This window comes from Niveibacterium microcysteis, from assembly GCF_017161445.1.
Taxonomy (GTDB): Bacteria; Pseudomonadota; Gammaproteobacteria; order Burkholderiales; family Rhodocyclaceae; genus Niveibacterium; species Niveibacterium microcysteis.
This window is the reverse complement of record NZ_CP071060.1, coordinates 785,270-808,684: the sequence shown is the minus strand read 5'-3', so window position 1 is coordinate 808,684 and position 23,415 is coordinate 785,270. Positions and strand designations below refer to the sequence as shown.

Below are 23,415 nucleotides of genomic sequence, written 5' to 3'. Positions count from 1 at the left end.
CACAGCCCCACTGTTGCGGGACAAGGCGGGCCGACGGCGCTACCCTTGCTCGCCATGAACACCACCGACCACCCCTTCACGCGGGCCACCGCCAGCACGCTCGGCGCCGAGGCCCTGCTCGCGGTCTGGAACGAGGCCTACCGCGGCTACTTCGTCCCATTCCAGTTCGATGCGGCGATGCTGCAGCGTCACATGTTGCTGGGCAGTATCGACCTCGACCGATCCTGCGTCTGGTTCGACGGCAAGACGCCGATGGCGGTGGCGCTGGCCGGCGTGCGCGGCACGCGCGCCTGGCTCGGCGGCTGGGGCATCGCGCCGGACTGGCGCGGCAAACGACATTCACTGCCGCTGGTGCGGGATTTCATGCAGGTGCAAGTCGCCGCCGGCGCGCGCGAGATCGCGCTCGAAGCCCTCGAACAGAACTGGGCGTTGCGCACCTACGAGCAGGCCGGGTTCGCTTACACCCGGCGCCTGCTGGTGCTGGAAGGCGGCTTGAACTGTGCCCCGCGGCCCGGCCAGAGCGCGTCTACCGACACCGTGCTGACGGCGCTTGCCACCCTGCCACGCGCGCCAGCCTGCTGGCAGCGCGACATCGCGGCGCTGCGCGCACAAGCAGATCTGCAACCCGTGTGCATCGGCTCGGCCAACGCCATCACTGGCGCTGCACTGGTCCGCATCGACGGCGACTGGCTGCGCGTCACCGACATCGCCAGCAGCCCGGATGCCACGGACGCCTTGCTGGCCGCACTCGCCGCCGCAGCGGACGGCCGGCAGGTGCGCCTGGTGAACGAGCCGGAGGGCACGCTGGCGGAAGCGCTTTGTGCAGCGGGGCTTGCTATCGCCAACGCACAGCGTGAGATGGCCTGGCGGCCAGGTTAGCCCGCAGGCTCGCGCGGCAGACCCGCCTTTTCAAGCGCTGCCAGCAGCCGCGCCTGCCAGTCGCGGCGATAAAGGCTCACGGCAAGATAGCGTGCCGGCGCACGGGCGAAGGCCGGGTTGATCGCCAGCGTGCTGCTCAAACTCCTGCGCGCCGCGGCAAGCTCGCCACACTCGGCAAGGCTGACGGTCAGCACCAGGCCGCCCCAGAAGTTGCTCGCCAGCAGGTCACGCGACACCGCCGCCAAAGCCCCGGCGTAGTCACCGCGAAACCAGGCGAGCAAGGCGAGGCCGACACCGATCACCGGCGACGCATCGCCGGGCGATTTGGCACATTCGGCCAGCAGTGCCTCGGCGCGTTCGGCCTCGCCGAGCATGATCAGCTTGACCGCAGCGATCGCCCGCGCCGAGTGCCCGGTCTGGTTCAAACGCACGCTGCGCTCGATCGCCTGCAACGCGCGGTCGTTCTGCCCGAGCGCAATGCAGGCATTGGTCAGTGCAGCCAGCGCGTGCTGGCTTTCGGGTTCGAGCCGTACGGCCTCGGTGGCGTGATCCAAGGCGCGTTGCATCGCATCGTGGTCCGCCTCGCCGAGCAGGAAGGCGTCGTGCAGCGCTTTGGACAGCGCCGCCCGCGCCGCCGCAAATGCCGGCTGCGCGGCGACCAGCGCCTCAAGTGATTCCCGTGCTTCGCGTTGCCATGCAGAGTCGTTCAGACGCCGCATGTGCTCGGTGTTGAAGCGCGCGACGATTGCCTCGGGCGAGGGCGCTTGCGCGCCCTCCGCCGACCCGCCGAGCGCACGGAACATTTCGCCGGCGTTCGGATCGGCGATGCGGTTGACGATGCGCCGCGCCAGTTCGTCCTCCAGCGCGAACAGATCATTGGCCGCCTCGGTGTAGGTGTCGGCCCAAACCTGCAACCCCCGAAGGCGGTCTTCAAGCTGCACGGCGACGCGGAGTCGCTGGCTGTCACCGCGTACGCTCGCCGTGAGCAAGAAACGGGCGCTGGCCGCATCTTCGAGGTCGGGCGAGAGTACGTACACGTCGTCAAGACGATTCAACAGTGCTGCCAGCTGATGCGCCAGGCCACCCGCGAAATCGTCCGCCACGCCAGCCGCCTGCGGCCCCGTGCAGCGGATCACCACCGACGCGCGGCCAAGCAGGGGCTGACCATCTTGCGCGGGCGCGGTGTCTTCGCTGACTGGCGTTTCGAGTGCGCCGCAGAACTGCGGCTGGTAGTTGCCCTTGGCCAGTTCCACCCGCAGCGAATCCTTGCGGCCGGCGGTGAGGTAGTAGTGCTCCAGCGCGCGCCGCAGCTTGCCCATTTCGATGCGCACGATCGGGTCGACCAGCGGATCGAAGTCCACACCGCGGCCGAGAAATTCGCACGCGATATAGAAACCCTTCAAGCGGTCGCCGCGCCCCGCGAGCGTCTCGTTCGTGAGGAACTCAAGCAGGCGGCGACTGCGCTGTGAGGCCACGAAGCCCTCGCTGGCGGTAATGGCTGCGACCTGCTGACGAACCTGCTCAGGCGTGAACGGCATGCGGCCCCCTAGTTGGATCGGGCGATTTTCCGCTGCGAATGATGCCTCAAGCCTGCAGCGAACCCCTCCGGCTGCATCAACACATCGCAGCAGCGGTTTACCGTAAATCACTCTGGCGGCGGCATCGCGCTGACCAGAATGCGCCGCATGTCACCGACTGAAAGACACGCGATGCAACCCGCCCTTCCCCGCCCCACCCAACTGCTTGTGTTCGCCGGCACGCCGCAACGCCTTGGCGTCAGTACCGATCTGCTTTCCCAGCTGTACCAGGAGAGGCCCGCCTTTCGCACGCTTTGGGACGACTACGTGCTGGCCCAACTGGGCCTCAAATACTGGATCAGCGACAACAGCGCCAAGGCCGAATTGCGGCGCTTCGAATACCTGCAAACGCTCGGCGAACTGGAATCGGAGATCCGCGCCTACCTGCGTCATGCCTGGGACATCACACGCGAGGGTCACTCGACGCAAGCCGAGGACACACCTGCAGAAATCCTCCAGACGCTTCGCGACGAGCATGGGCTCAAGGGGCCCTCCGTCTATTTTGCGCCGTTGTTGCCACTGGTCGAGATTGCGTGGCTTGAGCGCAGTCCCAACGACAGGGTCATCAAGTTCCTGCTCACCAGCGCAGAGTATCTCTGCAAGCGTCTGAGCGATCTCGCCAGCGGGCTCGACGTGGTGCCGACACGGCATCTGCTCGCCTTCGTCGGCCGTTTCATGTGCCCCGAACACCGGCCGCCGGAGCTTCAACGCCTCGCAGGCCTTGGGCGCGCCTACATCAAAGGCCACAGCAGCCCGCGACTTGTGCGCGGTCGCGAGCGCCTGCTGTGGCGCTGCGCCTACCAGGTTGCTCACAGCAATAACGAGCGCCGCCCGAATTGGGCGCAGTGGTACCGATTGCTCGACCTGCTTCCCCGCGAAACCAACGGCCTCGAATCCGAAGCCCTGGCGCACACCCCGCTTCCCGCGCTGCTGGCCGATCTTGAGCGCGCCAACGTCAACCGATGAACGACACCCCACCCCCTCGATAAGGAAGGACCCCGTCATGCACACCAAAGCCAAGCTCGCCGTGATCACCCTAGTACTGATCTCGACCACTGCCAACGCGCAGGCGGCCAACCCCCAGACCCAGCAACCCGCAAAAGGCAGCACCTATCGCGACACCGCCCACATTACCGAGATCCGCATCCTGACCCAGCGCGTCAATCAACCACAGCAGATCTGCAACCAGGTACCGGGCGCGCCCGCACAGGCCAAGGCACAGCCCAAGCACCCGTATGGCGGTGCGGTGATCGGCGGCGTCGCCGGTGGCCTGATCGGCCATACAGCCGGTGAGGGATCGGGCAAGGACGCGGCCACCGCTGGCGGTGCAGTGATCGGCGCGATGGTTGGCGAGCACATGCAGAAGCAAGCAGCGGCCGCCCAAGCGCAAGCGCAGGCACCGACGATGGTGACGCAGTGCTACTACGTCGATAGCTGGGTCGAGCGCCAAAGCGGCGCGATCGTCACCTACACCTGGCGCGGTCGCACGATGACCGAAACCCTGCCCTATGTGCCGACCTTCCACGCTGGCGACGACGTGCCGCTGAGTGTCAGCACGGCGCTCGCCGGCCACGCGTAACGCTGGCGCTTACCGTAAATCACTGCCGCGTCGTCAGGGGCCTTCGCAGAATGCAATCCATCAAGTCCGCCGCGGCAGGCGTCGCGGCAGACCCACAAGGCCCCTGAATTCCAGAAAGGAAATCATCATGAAACGGCAAACCCTCAAAGCAATTCTGTCCGTAGTCTGCATGGCCGTCATGGCCCATGAATGCATGGCGATCGCCAGCACCGCGGCCCCGGCGCAACGCCTCAGCCACTACAGCCAGGTGCAGCTCGACACGGTCGACATCACGGCGGCCGGAAACGGTCGATGGGACGGCGTCACTGACACGCAACGGCAACAAGCGCTGGCGCTGGCACGCGAGAGCTTTGCCCGTGCCGCGGCAGGTGCGGGCGCACAAATCACCGCGACCGAAGGCGAAACGCTGCGCCTGAGCCTGACGTTGGAGGACATGAAGCCCGCCAACACCACTCGATCGGTGATCAACCATGTGTTGCCAATCGGTTTGGTCGCAAACGTCGGCAAGAGCGTATCGGGTGCCGGCGCCTCGCGAACGATGGGCTCGGTCACCATCGCAGGCGAACTGCGTGACGCCCGTAGCGGCACCCTCGTCGCTTCCTTCCGCGCGGAAACCAGCCCCGACCCGATGAACCTCAATGCGGTGATCAGCCAGGACGCCGCGATGAAGGCGGCCATCGAACGCAGCGCCGAGGCCTTCGCCACGGCGCTCAGCAAAGCGCGCAAGGGTGAAGACCCCTGCGCTGGTTCAAGCACCTGCCGACTCACGCTGCAGCCGGTCGCAGCCGGCTGATACGCCGCCCCTTTCCGTCGCAGCGAACACTGCCCCAACCCGCCCCATCAAGGCCCCCATGAAAGCCCAATCTGCATTCCTGTCGGCGTTGCTTGCCGGCCCGCTTATCGCCGCCAGTCTTGGTGGCTGCAAGTCGCCGGAAGCGCCCAAAGCCGGCACACCCGAAGTCGTCGTCGAGACGGTCGTCCGGCGCAACATCGCCATCGAAGCCACTTACCCGGCCCAGACCATGGGCTCGCGCGAAGTCGAAGTCCGCCCGCGCCTGACCGGCATCCTGCTCAAGCGCAGCTACCAGGAAGGCCACCCGGTCAACGAGGGCCAGCCGCTCTACCAGATCGACCCGGCCGAGTTCAGGACCGCGCTGGACCAGGCGGAATCGCAGTACGCGCAGCAGAAGGCGGTGCTCGACAAGGCCCGCCGCGATCTGGCCCGCGTCGAACCGCTGCTGAAGGAAAAGGCCGTCGCGCAGAAGGATGTCGATGACGCCCGCTCGGCGATGGAGCAGGCGCAAGCCGCGCTTCTCACCGCGCAGGCCAACGTCACCAAGGCGCGCCTGAACCTGGACTACACCCGCGTCGCCTCGCCGGTGTCCGGCATCGCGAGCCTGTCGCTGATGTCCGAAGGCTCGCTGGTGAACGGCCCCAGTTCGCTGCTGACCAAGGTCGTCCAGATCGACCCGATGTATGTGATGTTCAGCCTGCCCGAGCGCGAGAAGCTGTACTTCGAACGCAAGCGCGCCGCCGGCATGCTCGACCTGCCGCACAAGGCACCGCTCGAGGTGCAGCTCACGCTGGCCGACGGCACGGTGTACCCGGTGAGCGGGCGCCTGAACTTCTCCGACACGCTGATCTCCACCTCCACCGGCACGCTGCAACTGCGCGCCGAACTGCCGAACGCGAAGGCGCAGCTGATGCCGGGGCAGTTCGTGAAGGTCACGCTCAAGGGCATCGAGGCGAAGGACGCGATCGTGATCCCGCAGAAGGCTGTCGGCACCTCGGCGCAAGGGCAGTTCGTCTACGTCGTCGGCAAGGACGGTGTGGCGCGTAGCCGCCCGGTCGAGACCGCCGGCACGCAGGGCGATCGCTTCTTCATCAGCAAGGGCCTGGAGGCCGGCGACCAGGTCGTCGTCGAAGGGCTCGCCAAGGTGCGTGCAGACAAGCCGGTGAAGCTGGTCGCGGCCGACCAGCCCGCCAAGCCCACCACCGCTGCACGCTGAGGAACGACGATGATTTCCAGAACCTTCATCGACCGCCCGATCCTCGCATCGGTGCTGTCCATCCTGATCATGCTGGCCGGCGCGGCCGCGATCTTCAAGCTGCCGGTCGCGCAGTTCCCCGACATCACGCCGCCGGTCGTCTCGGTCACCGCGCAATACAGCGGCGCCAATGCCGACACCTTGCAGAAGACCGTCGCTGCGCCGATCGAGGACAAGGTCAACGGCGTGGAGAACATGATTTACATGGAATCCACCAGTGCCGCCAACGGCACGATGACGCTGAACGTCTACTTCGACATCGGCACCGACCCGGACCAGGCCGCGACCAACGTCAACAACCGGGTGCAAACCGCCCTGCCGGTGCTGCCGGACAGCGTGAAGCAGAACGGCGTGATCGTGCAGAAGAAGTCCACGAACATGCTGCAGATCGTCACCCTGTCGTCGCCCGAGGGGAAGTACGACACGGTGTTCCTCTCCAACTACGCCTACCTGAACGTGGTCAACGCGCTCAAGCGCCTGCCCGGCGTGGGTGACGCCACCATTCTTGGCGCGCAGGACTACGCGATGCGCGTGTGGCTCAAACCCGACCGCCTCGCCGAGCTGAAGATGACCACCGCCGACGTGGTGCAGGCGATCAAGGAGCAGAACGCGCAGTTCGCGGTCGGCAAGATCGGCGACACGCCCAACGACGGCAGTCCGCAATTCACCTACACGATGAGCGCCCAGGGCCGCATGACCGACCCGGAGGCCTTCGAGAACATCATCCTGCGCGCCAATCCGGACGGCTCGAGCGTGCGCATCCGCGACGTCGCCCGCGTCGAACTCGGCGCGCGCGACTATTCGATGTCCGGCACGCTCAACGGCAAGCCGGGTGTGATGGTCGCGACCTACCTGCAGCCGGGCGCCAATGCGCTGGACGTGGCCAACGCGGTGAAGGCCACGATGGCGCAGCTGTCGACCAGCTTCCCCGAAGGCGTGAGCTACAGCGTGCCCTACGACACCACGCCCTTCGTGAAGGGCTCGATTCACGAAGTGGTGAAGACCCTGCTCGAAGCAATCGTGCTGGTCTTCCTCGTGGTGTTCCTGTTCCTGCAGAACTTCCGTGCCACGCTGATCCCCTGCATCGCGGTGCCGGTGTCGCTGGTCGGCACCTTTGCCGGCATGTACCTGCTCGGCTTCTCGATCAACACGCTGACGCTGTTCGGCCTGGTGCTGGCGATCGGCATCGTCGTCGACGACGCGATCGTGGTGCTGGAAAACGTCGAGCGGATCATGCGCGACGAACATCTGCCGCCCCGCGAAGCCACGTTGCGCGCGATGCAGGAAGTCACCGGCCCGGTCGTCGCGATCGTGCTGGTGCTGTGCGCGGTGTTCGTGCCGATCGGCTTCCTCGGCGGCCTCACTGGCCAGCTCTACAAGCAGTTCGCGATCACCATCGCGGTGTCGGTCACCCTCTCCGGCTTCGTCGCGCTGACGCTCACCCCGGCGCTGTGCGCGCTGCTGCTCAAGCCCGGCCACACCGAGCCGGCGGCGTTCTTCCGCTGGTTCAACCGCCTGTTCGACAAGGCCACCGAGCGCTTCGGCGCCGCGGTCGCTGCGATCATCCGCCGCTGGGCGCTGGCGCTGCTCTGCGCCGGTGGTGTGCTGCTGATGCTGGGCGGCCTGGTGAAGACGGTGCCGACCGCGCTGATTCCGCCGGAAGACCAGGGCTACTACCTCGCCACCGTACAGCTGCCGGACGCCGCCTCGCTCGCGCGCACGAAGCAGGTCGCCGCACAGGCGGGCGACGCCGCCAAGGGCTTCGAAGGCAATGCGGATGTGGTGGTGCTCTCCGGCTACGACATCCTCACCGGCAACCTGAAGACTTCCGCCGCGACGGTGTTCTCGGTGATGAAGCCGTGGGAGGAACGCGGCGTCGCGCTCAACATCCGCAACGCGATCTACGACTTCATGCACGGCACGCAAGGCAACCGCGAAGCCATGATCCTCGGCTTCAACCCGCCGCCGATTCCGGGCCTGGGCACCACCGGCGGCGCCGAGTTCTACATCCAGAACCGCGGCGAGGGCGACATCCAGCAGCTCGCCAAGGTCACGCAGGACTTCATCACCAAAGCCGGCCAGCAGCCGGAACTCACCGGCGTCACCACGCTGATGCGCGCCAACGTGCCGCAGGTTTATGTGGATGTGAATCGCGACCGCGCCAAGGCGCTGGGCGTGCCGATCAACAGCATCTTCGATGCGCTGCAGGCCACCTTCGGCAGCCTCTACGTGAACGACTTCAACAAGTTCGGCCAGACCTACCGCGTGCTGCTGCAGTCCGAAGCGGATGCCCGAATGCGGCCGGAAGACGTGGGCAAGGTGTATGTGCGTTCGAGCGGCGGCCAGATGATTCCGCTCGGTGCGGTCGCCGACGTGCGGCAGATCAGCGGGCCGGAGATCATCAACCGCTTCAACGGCTTCATGGGCGCCAAGCTCATGGCCAACCCGGCGGCGGGGCACAGCTCGGGCCAAGCGATTGCCGCCATCGAGCGCGTCGCCAAGGAAGTGCTGCCCGAAGGCTACGCGCTGGCCTGGACCGGCACCGCCTTCCAGGAAAAGCGCGCCGGTAGCGCCGCCACGCTGGCCTTCGCGTTCGGCCTGGTGGTGGTGTTCCTGATCCTCGCCGCGCAGTACGAGAGCTGGAAGCTGCCGCTGGTGGTGGTGACCGCCGTGCCCTTCGCGATCTTCGGCGCCTTCGCCGCGGTGTGGCTGCGCGGGCTCAACTGCGACATCTACTTCCAGATCGGCCTGATCACGCTGATCGGGCTGGCCGCGAAGAACGCGATCCTGATCGTCGAGTTCGCGCACCAGCTCCACCAGCAAGGCCACAGTGCCCGCGACGCCGCGCTGCAGGCCGCCCGCCTGCGCTTCCGCCCGATCGTGATGACCTCGATGGCCTTCATCCTCGGCGTGGTGCCGCTGGCGATCAGCTTCGGCGCGGGCGCCAACAGCCAGCACTCGATCGGCACCGGCGTCATCGGCGGCATGCTCGCCGCCACCTTCCTCGCCGTGCTGTTCGTTCCGATGTTCTTTTCCCTGCTGTCCGGCAAGGGTGCGGCCAAGCAGCCCGCCGCCGCGACGAAGGAGCATGACCATGCGTAAGACAAGCTTTGCGATCCTGCCGCTGCTGCTGAGCCTCACCGCCTGCAACATGGCCCCGGTGTATCTGCGCCCGGATGTGGAAGCGCCCCCGCAATGGGGCCAGGCCGAGCACACCGGCGCCCGCAGCGAGGCCGCTGTGCCCAGCGAATGGTGGAAGCTCTTCGGCGACGACGCGCTGAACCAGCTGATCGACACCGCGCTCGCCGAGAACAAGGACATGAAGGTCGCCTACGCCCGCATCGAGCAGGCCCGCGCGCAACTGGGCATCACCGATGCGCAGCGCTATCCGCAGGTCACCGCCGGCCTCAGCGACCAGCACACGATGCGCAGCGCCGAAGCCGCGCCGCGGTTGCCCGGCGACCGGCACGGCGAAGACATCAAGGCGACCATCGGTGTGTCCTACGAGCTGGACCTGTGGGGCCGCCTGCGCAACGCCAGCGATGCCGCACGCGAGAAGCTGCTGTCCAGCGAGTACAACCAGCAGGCGCTGCGCATCTCGCTCGAATCGCAGGTCGCCACCGCCTACTTCAAGCTGCTTGCGCTCGATCGCCAGCTTGAGATCGCGCGCCGCAACCTCGCCACGCAGGAAGAAACGCTGCACATGACGCAGCGCCGCTTCGAAGGCGGCGTGGCCTCGGGCTACGACTACGCCCAGGCGCGCGCGCAAACCCAGCAGACCCGCAGCAGCATCCCCGACCTGGAGCGCCAGATCACGCTGCAGGAGAACGCACTGAGCACCTTGCTCGGCCGCAACCCGGGGCCGGTGCCGCGCGGGCGCAGCATCGACACGCTGACCGCCGATCTCGACATCCCGCCCGGCCTGCCCTCGCAACTGCTCGAACGCCGGCCCGACATTCTCGCCGCCGAAGCGCAGCTGCGCGCCGCCAACGCGAATATCGGCGCCGCCCGCGCCGCCTTCTTCCCGAAGATCTCGCTCACCGGCGCCACCGGCTACGAGAGCAGCGAGCTGCACACGCTCGGCGACCCCGGCAGCGCGCTGTGGAGCCTCGCCGCCGGCCTCGCGCAACCGATCTTCATGGGCGGCCAGCTGAAAAACCAGCTGCGACAAGCCGAAGCCAGCGAGCGCGAGATGGTCGCCACCTACCAGAAGACCGTGCAGACCGCCTTCCGCGAAACCGAAGACGGCCTCGTCAACCTGCGCGAGACCCGCGAGCAGGCCGACAGCAAACGCCAGCGCGCCACCGCCCTCGGCGAAGCGCAGCACATCTCCTTCCTGCGCTACCAGGAAGGCCTCACCAGTTTCATGGACGTGCTCGACGCCGAACGCAACCAGCTGCAGGCAGAACTCGACGTCGTCACGCTGCAGAACCAGCAGCTCGCCTACACGGTGAGCCTGTTCGCAGCGCTGGGCGGTGGCTGGGCGCAGCAGCCGTGACTGCGAGTCAGGCGAGTGCATCGCTCGACGCCATTCGCCGGCGCCACAACGGCGGCCCGGCAAATGCTCGGCAGCTGCGACGCGAAGTCACCGAGACAAATGCCGGGCTTCGAGAATCAAAGCCCATTCAAGACGTTTTGCAGTTCTCACGTTGTCGTGGTGGCGAGTGAAATAGCGCACATCATGCAAATCGGGTGCAACCGCACGCCCCGAATCGCGCAATAGACTATGAACACCACGGGATCGCCGAAGAACCGAATGCCCCCTCCGAAGCATCGTCCCTGTTCGATCGATCCACCCGGCTTCATGACTACGAAAGCGTACAAATCATGAGCATTAGGCTCTTCCGCTGTTTTTTGGTCTGCGCACTTTGCGTTGCATCTTCCTTTGCATCCGCGTCAATCGTCTACAACACACTATCCCCTGCTGATTCCGAGGCGATCGGGTTAGGTTGGTTTGCGGGCAATCCCGGCAACGGAGCCAACTACATCACCGCCGACGAATTTGTGCCAAGCCAATCGGGCTTTGCATCCCGGGCATATGCGCCCGTCTGGTATGTGCAAGGTGCCGTGGCGCCAATCCAATTCCAGATTCGCTCCGATGTCGGCGGTGGGCCAGGTGCTGTCTTGGGTGCCGGAATTGTTGACCCACTCGTTCCAGGTGGCCTCGTCGCAGCAGACTTCCTCAGTGATCTCTGGCTTGACGAAGGAACCAAATACTGGTTCTCGATAGCTACGACAGACGCATCGACAATGCTGACCTGGAACATCAATTCTCAGGGGTTCCGTGGAGCGCATTCATTTACTGGCGCGCTGTTTCAGGGCCCCGATGAGTGGCTCACGCAAGCAGACTCCGACCTCGGCGCGCTTCGGATCGATGTGAGAGATCCAGCGAGCGTTCCCGAGCCCAACGTCCTTGGGCTCGCACTAGTTTCCCTCGCACTCTCGACCGGCATGATTCGGCGCCGCGGCCGCACTGCCGCTTAACGCAGGGCGTTGAATCAGCAAACCGCGCGAACACCTCGGGCGCCATGTTGGCAGCCAACACGGCGCTCATAGCTCCCGAGGCGCGGCGCCCGACGACGGCGTTTCCAACAGCAGCGACTAGCAGACCTTGGACAAGTCGATCGGATAACGTGCGACGTTCGGATAGCGTTGCTGCACAAACGCAACCGGGTCGGGGCTCCCGTCGTAGAAGTTATCCGGCAACAGAGTCCGGTGACGTGGCCGAACTAGACCACCGCCCGCCATGCTGAACGTTCGTAACCGAAGTGATGCCTGAATACGATGGTCTACAAACAGTCGGCGTTACCCCACGCTGAAACCTTGTTTCGTGTTCTCGGACCAGACATCAAACGCTCCCTCGGCCTGTGCGGCAACATGAAACAATGTCCGATCGGCACGGAGGCCACGGGTATCTTGACGCGCTTCGCACCCTAGATGTCCCCTGCGGCCTGTTGCCGCCCGGAAGGTCAGTCCGAGCACTCGTCGCGATTCGACAGCAGCTCAAGACGGGCGCCAATACCAGGCAATTGCATCGCGGCGGTAGCGGTCGCCCGAACTGCCGACCGCCACGGCGCGCCCGCATTGATCCAGAGCCACGCGCCCGGCGCGTTCGTCGTCTGCAGTACCCCACTGACGGGTGGCGAGCACGCGGCCGTCGTTACCCGCGATCTTCATCATGAAGAGATCATTACCGCCCGCATTGGATTGCCCCGCGACCACGCTGCCGGTTGTCTCGCCGAACAGGACGATGTTGCCCTCACGGTCAATCTGCAGATCGGCCAGCCATTCAGCGCCGGATGACCCGAGCTGCCAACTGCGCAGCACTCGCCCGTCGGCCGCACTGACGCGAGCGACGAAGACATCCTGCTGGCCCAGCCCGACCGCACCTGGAAAGCTGCCGTAGACCGAGCCGCCGATCAGCAGATCGCCGCCCGCCAACGGCCGGATCACGGCAACATGATCGAGTGGCACCGCACTGTAGCGGGTGGTCCACGTTGCCTGCCCTAAGCCATCCAGCCTGCGCAGGTACATCCCGCGCTGGGTGCCGCTCTGCACCGCACCGCTGACAAAGGTGGCAGCGCCATCGGCCGTTTCGAGGCTCGCCAACCCGCCGCCGATGTCGGGTTCGGTGCTGTTCGATCGATGGGTCCACGCCGCGGTCAGGCGGTCGTCGGCAGTGCCCGCGCCCTGACGGTCGAGCCGCATTGCGAACGCATCGCTCCACGCCTCGACGTAGTTGGTCGGCACGTACTCATCGTCGTGTCCGGCGATCAGCAGGTTGCCGCGCGCATCCACGGCGGCGCGGCGTGGATGCTGGGGTCGATCGGTGCCGATCTGAAAGGTCCGCCACGGCGTGGCCAACCCGGCGCGCTCGGCCCAGGCGACAAAGGTGTCGAACTGGCCTGCGTTGTCTGCACCGTCCAGGTTGCCAGTGGTCCGACCGACCACGAAGACCGTGCCATCGCGGCCAATCGCCAGCGCTTCGGCCGCGTCCGCGCCCGGCGTATCGAAACGTGCGCCGGCATCCCAGAGCAGGGAGCCGTCGGAATCAAGCCGACGCACAACGGCCCGGCTGTTCCCGGCTGGTTCGATATTCGTCTGGCCAACCACGCCATTGCTCCAGCCCGCGAGCCAGATGTGCTGCTGCTCATCAATCACGACATCGTTCCACTCGCTCGAAAGCGTGTCGCGATACCACGAGATTTCCTCGCGCAAGGCCACACAGCCGACGGGGCTGCTGACCGGCGGCTCGACTGCCCCGCCACCATCGCCACCACCGCCGCAAGCGGCCAGCAGGGCCGCTGCCAAACTGCTTAATGCCATTGCCGCATGACGCGTCGAACCATGCTCCATGTTGTGCTCCTTCATTCTCTCAATTGGAAACCTGCGCATCGGGGCTCGCCCTCCGCCTTGGCAGCCACCAGCGCCACCGTGGCCCGCCAATCGGGCGGTCCTGTCGCCCCGAAGAACAAAACACCCCAACGCCTACGCGATCAACAAACCCGCCTGTTCCAAGCGCCTACGGACCTCATCGAAGCCACCTTCGTATTCCCAATACATCACCCGGCCATGCGAACCGGTCACCAAGAGGTAGCGATCGCTGATCGACTGGATGCGCTCGATGGCGACGAGCTTGTCTGCAAAGGGCGCCTCATCCATGTGCTCGACGATTTCTGTGTTGTCCGGTGTGTAGCCGTGGACCACCAGCGACGGCCTCACGCGCAGCGCGATGAACTTCATGACGGACTCCTGAGTTGGAAGGCGTGCTTGCCACGCCCGAAAGCCACTCTCAGGCTTGCCCCCAAGGGAAGGTCAAGCACCCTGATGAAGGTTTTTTTCGCTTTGAGTGCTTGACCTTCCGGCAGGGGCAAGCTGGAGGCTTCGCTTCCCTTAACTGCCTCTTGATAGGAGCGACCATGAACGAGTTCCAACTACCTGACATGACCTGCAGCCACTGCGCCAGCATGGTCACCAAGGCCCTGAAGTTGACCGACCCCGACTGCGAGGTGAGCATCGACCTGAAAGCGCAGAAAGTCGGCGTACGCAGCACCGAAGACCGTCAGACCCTGGCCGACGCGTTGGCTGAGGCCGGCTACCCACCGGTCTGAGAAGTGCAGGGGCCGCACCCGGCGCGAGGCCGGTACAGCTCAGCCATCGCGCCAGTGCAGTAACGCAGTGCGGGCCTTCAAAAGAGAAACGGGGCGCATCGAGCGCCCCGTTTCATAGCCAGGTTGGTCGCGATCAGACCTCTGGTTTGGGCTTGTTCATCCCATCCCGAATCAGATTCCCCAGCAACACATCGACCAACGTGCCGCCCTGCCCGCTGCCGCCGCCTGCAACGATATCTGGCACCAGCTTCACGCCGGCTTTCGCGAGCGCTTCGGCGACCTGCACCATCGCGTAGTTGCCGGATTCCATCGAGGCGATCTTGAGCTTGATGACTTCCGCTTCGGCGCCACCCACGGCCTGGGTCTTCGCGGCTTCAGCCTCGCCCACGGTGCGCAGCACGGTGGCGTCGGCTTCGGCGTTGATCTTCTTCGACTGAGCCTGACCTTCGGCTGCCTTAACGGTGGCCTTGGCGTTGAAGTCGGCAATCGTCACCTGGCGCTCGGCATCCACCACGCGGGCCTGGGTGGCGGCGAGTGCGGTGGCCTGCTCGAGTTCCTGCTTCACCACCTGCGCCTGGCGCTGGGTGTCGTAGGTGACGCGTTCCTGCTCGGCGATCTTGCGGTCGGTGAGCGTCTTCATCAGTTCTTCAGGCGGCACGATGTCGCCAATCAGCGTATCGACCGCGCCGACGTTGTATTCCTTCAGCGCAGCCGCGATTGCCTGACGTGCTTCGTCCTGCCGCTTCGAGCGGTTCTTCAGGAAGTCGATGATGTCCGAGCCCTGCGCAGCGTTGCGGAAGTAGTTGCCGATGGTCGGTTCCAGCACCTGGGTCACCAGCGCCGCCATGCCGCCGAAGCGCGCGATGACCTTGGGTGCGTCGTTGCGCGGGATGTGAATGATCTGCGAGACGTCGAGGTTGAACTTGAAGCCGTCCGCCGAACGCACGGTGATCGTCGAGAGGTTGGCGTCGAGCTTGTGCGCTTCGGTCTTGCCCGTCGCCCAGTTCAGCACCACGTTCGCGGTCGGCACATTGCTGACCTTGTGGGTATAGGGGTTGATTGGGTACTTGCCGGGGTCCAGCGGGTCGACCCACACGCCCTTCTCGCCGCGACTCACGAGGTTGCCGTGGCGGAATGACTCGCCGGTCACGTCGTGGCCCTCGCGGCCGACGTAGGCAATCACCACGCCCACGTTGGCGATCGGCACCTCGACCATGTCGACGATCTCGACCGTCGCGAAACGCGGGTTGATGAAGTAGCGGCCTGCCAGCAGCACCTGCTCCTGCAAACCCTTGCTGCCGCCGTTGTCGACGAAGGCCTGTGGGTTCTGGAACATGTTGTGGCCGGCGATCTCGGGGCCAGCGATCTCGCCAGTCACCAGCGGCTTGCCCTCCTTGGTCGTGATGATGCCGACCTTGTTCTCGGGGATATCCACCGCGTCTGCGAGATGCACTTCGAACAGCGCGGGGTTGATGCGATACGTCCCCGGCGTGATCACCGACATCTGCGGCCCGCGCTCACCGCCGCCGGAGAGGAAGGCATGGCCATCCTGGAACGAATCGCAAGCCACCTGCCGCGCGATCACTCGGCCGCTGGGCAGCGGTGCGCCATCCAGCGCTTCCACCACGCCGAGCTTGCCTTGCGGAATGCTCACCGCCGGCTTGAGATCGACCTTGAACAACAACGTGTTGATCCGGTAGGTGCCGGGCGGAATCAGCGCCATCTGCGGGCCGCGCTCGCCGCTGTTCTGCAGGAACGCGCGTGCATCCTGGTAAGTGTCGCACTCGACCTGCTTGGCGATGATGCGGCCGCTTGGCAGCGGATTGCCGTCGCAGGCCTCGACCACGCCGACCTCACCCTGCGGCACGGTGAAGAACTTGACCAACTCCACAGTGTATTGCCACGGCCACAGCGCCACATGCAGGCCAGGGGCGAGCGTATCGGCCTGGTAACCGGCCTCACCGTTGAGCGCGATGATGCGGCCGTCCGGCAGGTTGCGGTTGGCGCCGAACAGTACGAACTTCTTCGTCACCACGCCAAGGCTGTCGTCCGGCACGATGATCACGCCGAACAACCACAGCACCCACTTGTAGCCGATCGCGACGACGATCAGGCCGATCAAAACGAACAGACCGGTGGCATGTCCGGCCAGCAGTTCAAAAAAGTCCATGGGATCCTGTTTTCAAGAATGAGGGGAAAGGCAGGATCCTCTGGCGATTCACGGCACTACGCCCTGCAGCAGATCAAGCCCGCAGCGAGGATAGGTGCACAGCGCGTTCGCACGTGCCAACAAGCGCACAGCGCTTGCGTTGTGGTGGAACGCCTTATTCGTCGATCGGCCGGTCGACCCGCTCGCCCGATTCCCATAGCGACCACGCCACCGAAATGCCGGCCGTGATGTTGTTGCTTTGCCGTACCAGCGGGCTGTCTTCGAAGGCGGCGCCGGAAACGGTGCTGCCGCGCACGAAACTGCCGAACCACGCCCGCCCCATGCGGCGCGACAAGGTCAGCGTGAGCTGTGCGCCGCCGTAGCCCGACTTCGCCGCATAGGCGGGGCGATCAACGCGAGCGTATTCCGGCGCAACGTCATATACATAGGCATGGCTCGCACGGTCGCCAAAGTAAGGCCCGCCGGACACCGCGAAACGCCAGCCAGGCACCGGCTGATCGAAGATGTCGAACGAGAGCGTTGGCGTGCTTGCCCAACCGGCGTCCTGCGAGGTTCCGATCGCGATCACCTTGCGGATTGGCAGCCGCGCCATCAGGCGATAGCCGTCTTCCCAGCTACCCGCAATCCGCCAGACAATCTGCGGGCCGATCTCGATCGTTGGCTTCAGGTCCGGCATGCCAGCCCGTGCTTCGTTGCTGTTGCTGCGCACAGGCACACCGGCGGAGAGGCTGATGTCCAGTTCCAGCCGGTCCGAATCGAACAACTTGCCGCGCAGACCGTCGCGATCGGCGCGCAGGCGATCACCGCGGTAGACCACGAACGGCACCGGCAGCAGATAGGCGTGCTGCTCGTCGGACCCTCGGTAGTCCGGCAAGGTCATGGCGCCCACGCCCAGACCGAGCTCCCACTTGGGCAGGTCGGCCGCGTGCGCAGGCACGGCAACCAGCACGGCGAGCGACGCCAGCAGGGGGAAAGGCTTCATGCGTGGCAGCTCCGCAAAAAAGCCGTGATTCTAGGGCCATTGAGGCATGACCACCCGAGGCGGATCAATCCAGCGCGAGCGTCGCCTCGTCGTGACCGAGTAACTGCGCCAGCCCCGCCACGACCAGTTCGTGATCCGCGCGCTGCGGCAGCCCCGACACCGTGACGGTGCCGATCATCCCAGCGGCGGCAACGCGGATCGGGAAACAGCCGCCGTGCCAGGCGTAGTCGCGCAGCGGCAGGCCCATCTTTTCGTCCAGCCCCTTGCCGTCGCGGCGGCACTCCAGCGATACCGCGTAGGAGCTGCGCTGCATCAGCGTGACCACGTTGTGCTTGCGGCGCGCCCAGTCCGCATTGGCCGGCGAGGTGCCCGGCATGGCGTGCAGGAACACGATGTCCTCGCCACGGCGGATGACGATCGTCACCGCCTGGCCAGCGGCCTTCGCGCGCGCCCGCAGCGCCTCACCCAAGCGCCATGCAATGTCTTCGTCGAAGGCCGGGAAGATGAGGGCCTCTTCCTGCCGCGCGAGTTTTTCCAGTTCGTGTTCGAAGTCCATCGCATGCCTCAACCGAGTTCGCCGACGCGGGCGACGCGCCCGTCGCGGAAGGCCACCAGCCCAAGCTCGATCAACTGCATCACTTTCAGCGCATCGCTCGCTGGCACCGGGTTCGGCGCGCCCTGCAGGATCGCGTCGCGCACCGCGGCGTAGTAGCGACTGTAGTCACCCCGCTCGCCGGCGTGCTGGTGCGGGATCAGGGTGTCGCCCGAACTGATCGTGAGGACACCCGGCCGCGGATCGATGCCCCAATCGGCGCCACCTGGCCGGCCGCCCAGCTTCAGCGCGTCTTCCTGCGGATCAAGCCCATACTTCGTAAAGCTGCCGAGCGTTCCGTGCAGCACGTAGCGCGGCCCGAGCTCCGGCACCAGCGCACTGCCATGCAGGATCACGCGGAGCGTGTCGTAACGCAGGACGGCATGGAACCAGTCGTCCGCAGCAGCGCCATCGCGTTGCTTTGCCAGGTCGAGCGAAATCGTCTGCGGCGTACCGAACAGCTGCAGGGTTTGATCCAGCAGATGGGAGCCGAGGTCGTACCAGAGTCCGCTGCCCGGCGCGCCGGATTCGCGCCAGCGCTGACGCACCTGCGGCCGGTAGCGATCGAAATGCGATTCGAAGTGCGCCACGCGCCCCAGATCGCCTGAAGCCAGCACCTTCTGCACGGTGAGGAAATCGGCATCCCACCGGCGGTTGTGGAACACCGACAACACACGGCCCGCGGATTCGGCGCGGGCGATCAGGTCTCGCGCCTCGCCCGCATCCAGCGTGAAGGGTTTGTCGACCACAACATGCTTGCCGGCGGCCAACGCCTTTACCGCGAGCGGGTAGTGGGTCTCGTTGGGCGTCGGGATCACGACGAGGTCGATGTCCGACCGCGCGAACAACGCATCCGGTGACTCACACACCTCGACCTGCGGCCAAGCAGCGTGCACCTTGGCCGGGTCGCTGCTGGACATGGCAATCAGCTCCAAACCCGGCACCGAGGCGATTAGGGGCGCATGGAAGGTGGCGGTCGCAAAACCGAAGCCGACGACGCCGACTCGCACTGTTGAACTCATCTGAAAACTCCTGGAATCCGTGGCAGCGCCGGCAGTATGGGCGCGCCCGCCGCGCCGCACCACCCGAACGCCGGAGCGAACGCCCGGCGCCAAACCACCGGCTGCACGCAAGGGCTTGTTACAGCGCAAGAAACTGACTCGCGCACCTAACATTGATCGCTCGTCGATCTTATAATTTTGCTCGCGGTTTACCCTTATTTTTTGCAGCGCACCATCCCGCCCCTCCCCCAGGGGGTGTGCCGCGAGAAAGCCCCCATGAACGCCCCTATGTACCTCCCCTGGCTGGCCCGCAAGGCTGGCATCAGCGACGAACAGGCGCTGGAACTCTGGCACGACGCGCTGCGCCATGCTACCGACACCACCGGTTGGGTCGGCGGGCCTGAATACTGGGCTGTAGCGCATGATCGCCTGCTCGAACTGACCGATGCAGAACGCCAGCGTCGCCTCGCGCCGCGTCTGGTCCGCATGGTGCGCACGCAGAATCACCTCGCGCAGTTGCCACTGCAGGCCATGGAAGACATGCTCGGCGCGCTGCGCGCCAGCGTCCGCCGCGCAGCCTGATCTCACGCCCCGATGCCGGGCGCCGCAAGCGTAGCCCGGCATATGGATACCGCGCTGCAGCGTGCGGGCGGTAGAATGCGCGTTTTCGCCTTTTTGCAGCGAGCACGCGCCCATGCAGGACAAATACACGCCGGCCGAGATCGAGTCCGCGGCCCAACAACACTGGGATTCCACCCAGGCCTTTGAAGTCTCCCGGGACGATTCGCTCCCGAAGTACTACTGCCTGTCGATGTTCCCGTACCCCTCGGGCAAGCTGCACATGGGGCACGTGCGCAACTACACGATCGGCGATGTGCTGTCCCGCTCGCACAAGATGCGCGGCTACAACGTGCTGCAGCCGATGGGCTGGGATGCCTTCGGCCTGCCGGCCGAGAACGCGGCGATCAAGAACGGCGTGCCGCCGGCCAAGTGGACCCGCGAGAACATCGCCTACATGAAGAAGCAGCTCAAGTCGCTCGGTTTCGCGATCGACTGGAGCCGTGAGCTCGCCACCTGCGACGCCAGCTACTACAAGTGGAACCAGTGGCTGTTCCTGCGCATGCTCGAAAAGGGCATCGCCTACAAGAAGACTCAGGTCGTGAACTGGGACCCGGTCGACCAGACCGTGCTCGCCAACGAGCAGGTGATCGACGGCCGCGGCTGGCGTACCGGCGCGGTGGTCGAGAAACGCGAGATCCCCGGTTACTACCTTGGTATCACCCAGTACGCCGAAGAGTTGCTGGGTGACCTGGATGAGCTGACCGGCTGGCCAGAACGCGTAAAGCTGATGCAGGCCAACTGGATCGGCAAGAGCATCGGCGTGCGCTTCGCGTTCCCGCACGAGATTTCGGACGAGTCTGGCCTGATCGGCGACGGCAAGCTGTGGGTCTTCACCACCCGCGCCGACACGATCATGGGCGTGACCTTCTGCGCGGTCGCCGCCGAGCACCCGCTCGCGACCCACGCGGCGAAGAACAACCCCGAGCTCGCCGCCTTCATCGACAAGTGCAAGCACGGCTCGGTGATGGAAGCCGACATGGCGACGATGGAGAAGGAAGGCCTGCCGACCGGCCTCTTCGTCACCCATCCGCTGACCGGCAAGCAAGTCGAAGTCTGGGTCGGCAACTATGTGCTGATGAGCTACGGCGACGGCGCCGTGATGGGTGTGCCGGCCCACGACGAGCGCGACTTCGCCTTCGCGAAGAAGTACGGCATCGCGATCGAGCAGGTGATTCAACACCCTCTGCGTACGATTCTTGATGCGGGTCACAAAAGCGGAGACGAAGCCGCAGACCGAGCCTTTACAGAATTTGACCTTGCCGGGTGGAAGTCGTGGTACGACACCAAAGACGGGACTTGCATCAACAGCGGCAAGTACGATGGGCTGACGTACGGCCCTGCCGTCGATGCTGTTGCGAGCGACCTCACCGCACTCGGACTCGGCGAGAAGAAGGTGCAGTGGCGCCTGCGCGACTGGGGCATCTCGCGCCAGCGCTACTGGGGCTGCCCGATCCCGATCATCCACTGCGATGACTGCGGCTCGGTGCCGGTGCCGGATGATCAGCTGCCGGTCGTGCTGCCGGAAGACTGCGTGCCGGATGGCTCAGGCAATCCGCTCAACAAGCTCGAAAGCTTCCTCGCCTGCAACTGCCCGAAGTGCGGCAAGCCGGCGCGCCGCGAGACGGACACGATGGACACCTTCGTCGATTCGTCCTGGTACTACGCGCGCTACGCCAGCACCTTCTCGGACAAGGCGATGGTCGATGCCGAGACCAACTACTGGATGACCGTTGACCAGTACATCGGCGGCATCGAACACGCGATCCTGCACCTGCTCTACTCGCGCTTCTGGACCAAGGTGATGCGTGACCTCGGCCTGGTGACTTACCGCGAACCCTTCTCGCACCTGCTCACGCAGGGCATGGTGCTGAAGACCGCGTTCTCGCACAAGCCAGAGGGCGGCGGCAAGAATTACTACTGGGAAGACGAGGTCGAGATCGAGCGCGGCCCGCAAGGCCAGATCCTTGGTGCCAAGCTCAAGAAGGACGGCACCCCGCTGGACTTCGAAATGACCACCATGTCGAAGTCGAAGAACAACGGCGTCGATCCGCAAAGCCTTATCGAACAGTACGGTGCCGACACTGCGCGCTTCTTCATGATGTTCGCTGCGCCGCCAGAGCAAACGTTGGAGTGGTCCGATGCTGGGGTCGAGGGCTCCTATCGTTTCCTGCGGCGCGTCTGGAAGTTCGCATGTGACCAGAAATCAGTCATCGAATCAGGACTGAGCCACCTTGCGAACGGTGCTGCGTTGCAGGCTGCAGCACCCGAAATCAAGAGCGTGCGACGCGAGATTCACCTGTTGCTCAAGCAAGCCAACTACGACTTGAGCAAGCAACAGTTCAACACCGTTGCGTCCGCAACGATGAAGATGCTCAACACTCTCGAACGTATGCCGCTTGCCGCCCGCGAAGTCGGCACCAGTCAAGATGTCGCGGAGACATTCGCAGCCGCCTATGCGGTTGCCGCTGAAGGCTTCGGCATCCTGCTGCGCGTGCTCTCGCCGATCACGCCGCATATCGCACACGCGCTGTGGCGCGAGCTGGGCTACGGCGACGACATCCTCCACGCCGCCTGGCCAGAGCCGCAGGAAGATGCGCTGATTCAGGATGAGGTGGAGCTGGTGCTGCAGGTGCTGGGCAAGACCCGCGGCAGCATTAAGGTCCCCGCTTCGGCCGACAAGGCAGCGATCGAGGCCGCCGCAGTGGCGTCCGAAGTCGCGCAGAAGTTCATGGAAGGCAAGCCGGCGAAGAAGGTCATCGTCGTGCCGGGCCGCCTGGTGAACATCGTCTGCTGACGTGGCCGCCGAGCCCAAGATCCGACGTGCAGAGCCGGGCGACGCAGCAGCGCTTGCCCGGCTGATGGCGCCGCCCGAAGTATTTGCCAACACGCTGCAGCTGCCCTACCCCGGTATCGAACTGTGGGTGGAACGGCTCAAGAACAACAAGCCGAACGAGTCGCCGCTGGTGGCGGAAGTCGACGGACAAATCGTCGGCTGCGCCGGCCTTCATCGCGAGATCGAAGTGCGGCGCGCCCACGCAGCCCAGCTCGGCATCACCGTCGATCTGGCTTGGCAGGGCCAGGGCATCGGCCGCGCACTGATGACGGCCCTGCTCGACACCGCCGACAACTGGCTCGGCCTGTTGCGGATCGAACTGCAGGTGTTCGCCGATAACGCGCGCGCGATAAAGCTGTACGAGTCCTGCGGCTTCGTGCAGGAAGCGGTACTGAAAAGCCACGGGCTGCGCAACGGCGACTATGTGGACACCCTCGTGATGGCGCGCCTTCACCCCAAGCCGCCGCGCCTGCGGCCGGAGATTCAACCGTGACTCGAATCCGATCCGCCCTTCTGCTTGCAGGGCTGACCCTGCTCGGCGCCTGCGGCTTCCACCTGCGCGGCCCGCAGCCGCTGCCGTTCAAGTCGATCCACCTGGGTGTGTCGGCCTACAGCGAATCAGGCGCCAACCTGCGCCGGCAGATCGCAGCCAACGGCGGCACCAAGATCGTGGATAGCCCGGCCGAAGCCGAAGTCAGCCTGGTAATCCTTCAGGACGTGAAGGAGAAGATCATCCTGAGCCTGAACACCGACGGCCGTGTGCGTGAATACGAGCTGCGCGACCGCATCGTGTTCAAGGTGGTCGATCGCGGCGGGCGCGAAGTGATCCCGGCCACCGAAGTCGCCACGAAGCGCGAGATGACCTTCAACGACGCACTGGTGCTGGCGAAGGAACAGGAAGAAGCGCAGTACTACCGCGAGATGGAGAACGACCTGATCCAACGCGTGCTGCGCCGCATGGCTGCCGCACCGTGGCCGCTGCCGGAGTTGCCGGCCACCCAATCGGCGCCGACGCGCTAAGC

General features: G+C 65.3%; 20 protein-coding genes. 13 read left to right on the top strand and 7 right to left on the bottom strand.

Features of this window, described 5'->3' with window-relative positions; translation table 11 throughout:
* Positions 1-54 precede the first annotated feature (54 nt).
* Positions 55-879: a GNAT family N-acetyltransferase gene (locus JY500_RS03765; RefSeq protein ID WP_206255105.1), complete on the top strand. Its 825-nt coding sequence runs from the start codon at positions 55-57 to the stop codon at positions 877-879.
* Here JY500_RS03765 and JY500_RS03760 read toward each other — a convergent pair.
* Positions 876-2,417 carry a hypothetical protein gene (locus tag JY500_RS03760; protein ID WP_206255104.1) on the bottom strand — a complete coding sequence of 514 codons (1,542 nt, stop codon included), beginning with the start codon at positions 2,415-2,417 and terminating at the stop codon, positions 876-878. The genes JY500_RS03765 and JY500_RS03760 overlap by 4 nt on opposite strands.
* 171 nt (positions 2,418-2,588) lie before the next feature.
* On the opposite strand from JY500_RS03760, the gene JY500_RS03755 reads away from it, so the two are divergent.
* The 7 genes from JY500_RS03755 (at position 2,589) to JY500_RS03725 (ending at position 11,567) form a co-directional block, all read left to right on the top strand.
* Entirely contained in the window at positions 2,589-3,422 is an 834-nt protein-coding gene (locus JY500_RS03755; RefSeq protein WP_206255103.1) for a hypothetical protein, read from the top strand.
* A gap of 37 nt (positions 3,423-3,459) precedes the next feature.
* A complete protein-coding gene (locus tag JY500_RS03750; protein WP_206255102.1) occupies positions 3,460-4,035 on the top strand; it encodes a glycine zipper 2TM domain-containing protein in 576 nt (191 codons plus the stop codon).
* Between the two features lie 127 nt (positions 4,036-4,162).
* The gene (locus JY500_RS03745) at positions 4,163-4,828 is read left to right on the top strand and encodes a DUF3313 family protein (protein ID WP_206255101.1); all 666 of its coding nucleotides are present in this window, start codon (positions 4,163-4,165) and stop codon (positions 4,826-4,828) included.
* A 58-nt stretch (positions 4,829-4,886) separates the two neighbouring features.
* Positions 4,887-6,044: an efflux RND transporter periplasmic adaptor subunit gene (locus JY500_RS03740; protein ID WP_206255100.1), complete on the top strand. Its 1,158-nt coding sequence runs from the start codon at positions 4,887-4,889 to the stop codon at positions 6,042-6,044.
* Positions 6,045-6,053: 9 nt separating this feature from the next.
* Positions 6,054-9,185, top strand: a complete 3,132-nt coding sequence (locus tag JY500_RS03735; RefSeq protein WP_206255099.1) for an efflux RND transporter permease subunit — start codon at positions 6,054-6,056, stop codon at positions 9,183-9,185.
* Positions 9,178-10,581: an efflux transporter outer membrane subunit gene (locus JY500_RS03730; protein ID WP_206255098.1), complete on the top strand. Its 1,404-nt coding sequence runs from the start codon at positions 9,178-9,180 to the stop codon at positions 10,579-10,581. The genes JY500_RS03735 and JY500_RS03730 overlap by 8 nt, the downstream gene beginning before the upstream one ends.
* A gap of 329 nt (positions 10,582-10,910) precedes the next feature.
* Positions 10,911-11,567 carry a hypothetical protein gene (locus tag JY500_RS03725; protein WP_206255097.1) on the top strand — a complete coding sequence of 219 codons (657 nt, stop codon included), beginning with the start codon at positions 10,911-10,913 and terminating at the stop codon, positions 11,565-11,567.
* Positions 11,568-12,086: 519 nt separating this feature from the next.
* On the opposite strand, the gene JY500_RS03720 is transcribed toward JY500_RS03725, so the two are convergent.
* Both JY500_RS03720 and JY500_RS03715 read right to left on the bottom strand, forming a co-directional pair.
* The gene (locus JY500_RS03720; protein ID WP_206255096.1) at positions 12,087-13,439 is read right to left on the bottom strand and encodes a hypothetical protein; all 1,353 of its coding nucleotides are present in this window, start codon (positions 13,437-13,439) and stop codon (positions 12,087-12,089) included.
* Between the two features lie 132 nt (positions 13,440-13,571).
* Positions 13,572-13,826 (bottom strand): hypothetical protein, encoded by a 255-nt coding sequence (locus tag JY500_RS03715; protein ID WP_206255095.1) that lies wholly within the window; start codon positions 13,824-13,826, stop codon positions 13,572-13,574.
* Positions 13,827-14,002: 176 nt separating this feature from the next.
* Between JY500_RS03715 and JY500_RS03710 the strand changes: the two genes are divergently transcribed.
* Positions 14,003-14,194: a heavy-metal-associated domain-containing protein gene (locus JY500_RS03710; RefSeq protein WP_206255094.1), complete on the top strand. Its 192-nt coding sequence runs from the start codon at positions 14,003-14,005 to the stop codon at positions 14,192-14,194.
* A gap of 133 nt (positions 14,195-14,327) precedes the next feature.
* On the opposite strand, the gene JY500_RS03705 is transcribed toward JY500_RS03710, so the two are convergent.
* The 4 genes from JY500_RS03705 to JY500_RS03690 all read right to left on the bottom strand — a co-directional run bounded on the left by JY500_RS03705 (position 14,328) and on the right by JY500_RS03690 (position 18,960).
* Positions 14,328-16,364 carry an SPFH domain-containing protein gene (locus tag JY500_RS03705; RefSeq protein WP_206255093.1) on the bottom strand — a complete coding sequence of 679 codons (2,037 nt, stop codon included), beginning with the start codon at positions 16,362-16,364 and terminating at the stop codon, positions 14,328-14,330.
* A gap of 154 nt (positions 16,365-16,518) precedes the next feature.
* Positions 16,519-17,346, bottom strand: a complete 828-nt coding sequence (locus tag JY500_RS03700) for a MipA/OmpV family protein (protein ID WP_206255092.1) — start codon at positions 17,344-17,346, stop codon at positions 16,519-16,521.
* 64 nt (positions 17,347-17,410) lie between these two features.
* A complete protein-coding gene (locus JY500_RS03695) occupies positions 17,411-17,902 on the bottom strand; it encodes a heme-degrading domain-containing protein (protein ID WP_172204505.1) in 492 nt (163 codons plus the stop codon).
* Positions 17,903-17,910: 8 nt separating this feature from the next.
* On the bottom strand, positions 17,911-18,960 hold the full coding sequence (locus JY500_RS03690; RefSeq protein ID WP_206255091.1) for an oxidoreductase: 1,050 nt from the start codon (positions 18,958-18,960) through the stop codon (positions 17,911-17,913).
* A 255-nt stretch (positions 18,961-19,215) separates the two neighbouring features.
* Here JY500_RS03690 and JY500_RS03685 point away from each other — a divergent pair, with 255 nt between their 5' ends.
* The 4 genes from JY500_RS03685 to JY500_RS03670 all read left to right on the top strand — a co-directional run bounded on the left by JY500_RS03685 (position 19,216) and on the right by JY500_RS03670 (position 23,413).
* Positions 19,216-19,521, top strand: coding sequence for a hypothetical protein (locus JY500_RS03685; protein ID WP_172204501.1), 306 nt, complete (start codon positions 19,216-19,218; stop codon positions 19,519-19,521).
* Between the two features lie 112 nt (positions 19,522-19,633).
* Positions 19,634-22,354 (top strand): leucine--tRNA ligase, encoded by a 2,721-nt coding sequence (gene leuS, locus JY500_RS03680; protein ID WP_206255090.1) that lies wholly within the window; start codon positions 19,634-19,636, stop codon positions 22,352-22,354.
* 1 nt (position 22,355) lies between these two features.
* Positions 22,356-22,886 carry a GNAT family N-acetyltransferase gene (locus tag JY500_RS03675; protein ID WP_206255089.1) on the top strand — a complete coding sequence of 177 codons (531 nt, stop codon included), beginning with the start codon at positions 22,356-22,358 and terminating at the stop codon, positions 22,884-22,886.
* Positions 22,883-23,413: an LPS-assembly lipoprotein LptE gene (locus JY500_RS03670; protein ID WP_172204497.1), complete on the top strand. Its 531-nt coding sequence runs from the start codon at positions 22,883-22,885 to the stop codon at positions 23,411-23,413. Before JY500_RS03675 ends, JY500_RS03670 begins: the two co-directional genes overlap by 4 nt.
* The last annotated feature ends 2 nt before the right edge of the window (positions 23,414-23,415 follow it).

What these genes read in the sequence shown, in the direction of transcription:
- JY500_RS03765 (WP_206255105.1), top strand. Translation starts at nt 55, where the DNA reads ATGAACACCACCGACCACCCCTTCACGCGGGCCACCGCCAGCACGCTC.
- JY500_RS03760 (WP_206255104.1), bottom strand. Translation starts at nt 2,417, where the DNA reads ATGCCGTTCACGCCTGAGCAGGTTCGTCAGCAGGTCGCAGCCATTACC.
- JY500_RS03755 (WP_206255103.1), top strand. Translation starts at nt 2,589, where the DNA reads ATGCAACCCGCCCTTCCCCGCCCCACCCAACTGCTTGTGTTCGCCGGC.
- JY500_RS03750 (WP_206255102.1), top strand. Translation starts at nt 3,460, where the DNA reads ATGCACACCAAAGCCAAGCTCGCCGTGATCACCCTAGTACTGATCTCG.
- JY500_RS03745 (WP_206255101.1), top strand. Translation starts at nt 4,163, where the DNA reads ATGAAACGGCAAACCCTCAAAGCAATTCTGTCCGTAGTCTGCATGGCC.
- JY500_RS03740 (WP_206255100.1), top strand. Translation starts at nt 4,887, where the DNA reads ATGAAAGCCCAATCTGCATTCCTGTCGGCGTTGCTTGCCGGCCCGCTT.
- JY500_RS03735 (WP_206255099.1), top strand. Translation starts at nt 6,054, where the DNA reads ATGATTTCCAGAACCTTCATCGACCGCCCGATCCTCGCATCGGTGCTG.
- JY500_RS03730 (WP_206255098.1), top strand. Translation starts at nt 9,178, where the DNA reads ATGCGTAAGACAAGCTTTGCGATCCTGCCGCTGCTGCTGAGCCTCACC.
- JY500_RS03725 (WP_206255097.1), top strand. Translation starts at nt 10,911, where the DNA reads ATGAGCATTAGGCTCTTCCGCTGTTTTTTGGTCTGCGCACTTTGCGTT.
- JY500_RS03720 (WP_206255096.1), bottom strand. Translation starts at nt 13,439, where the DNA reads ATGGAGCATGGTTCGACGCGTCATGCGGCAATGGCATTAAGCAGTTTG.
- JY500_RS03715 (WP_206255095.1), bottom strand. Translation starts at nt 13,826, where the DNA reads ATGAAGTTCATCGCGCTGCGCGTGAGGCCGTCGCTGGTGGTCCACGGC.
- JY500_RS03710 (WP_206255094.1), top strand. Translation starts at nt 14,003, where the DNA reads ATGAACGAGTTCCAACTACCTGACATGACCTGCAGCCACTGCGCCAGC.
- JY500_RS03705 (WP_206255093.1), bottom strand. Translation starts at nt 16,364, where the DNA reads ATGGACTTTTTTGAACTGCTGGCCGGACATGCCACCGGTCTGTTCGTT.
- JY500_RS03700 (WP_206255092.1), bottom strand. Translation starts at nt 17,346, where the DNA reads ATGAAGCCTTTCCCCCTGCTGGCGTCGCTCGCCGTGCTGGTTGCCGTG.
- JY500_RS03695 (WP_172204505.1), bottom strand. Translation starts at nt 17,902, where the DNA reads ATGGACTTCGAACACGAACTGGAAAAACTCGCGCGGCAGGAAGAGGCC.
- JY500_RS03690 (WP_206255091.1), bottom strand. Translation starts at nt 18,960, where the DNA reads ATGAGTTCAACAGTGCGAGTCGGCGTCGTCGGCTTCGGTTTTGCGACC.
- JY500_RS03685 (WP_172204501.1), top strand. Translation starts at nt 19,216, where the DNA reads ATGAACGCCCCTATGTACCTCCCCTGGCTGGCCCGCAAGGCTGGCATC.
- leuS (WP_206255090.1), top strand. Translation starts at nt 19,634, where the DNA reads ATGCAGGACAAATACACGCCGGCCGAGATCGAGTCCGCGGCCCAACAA.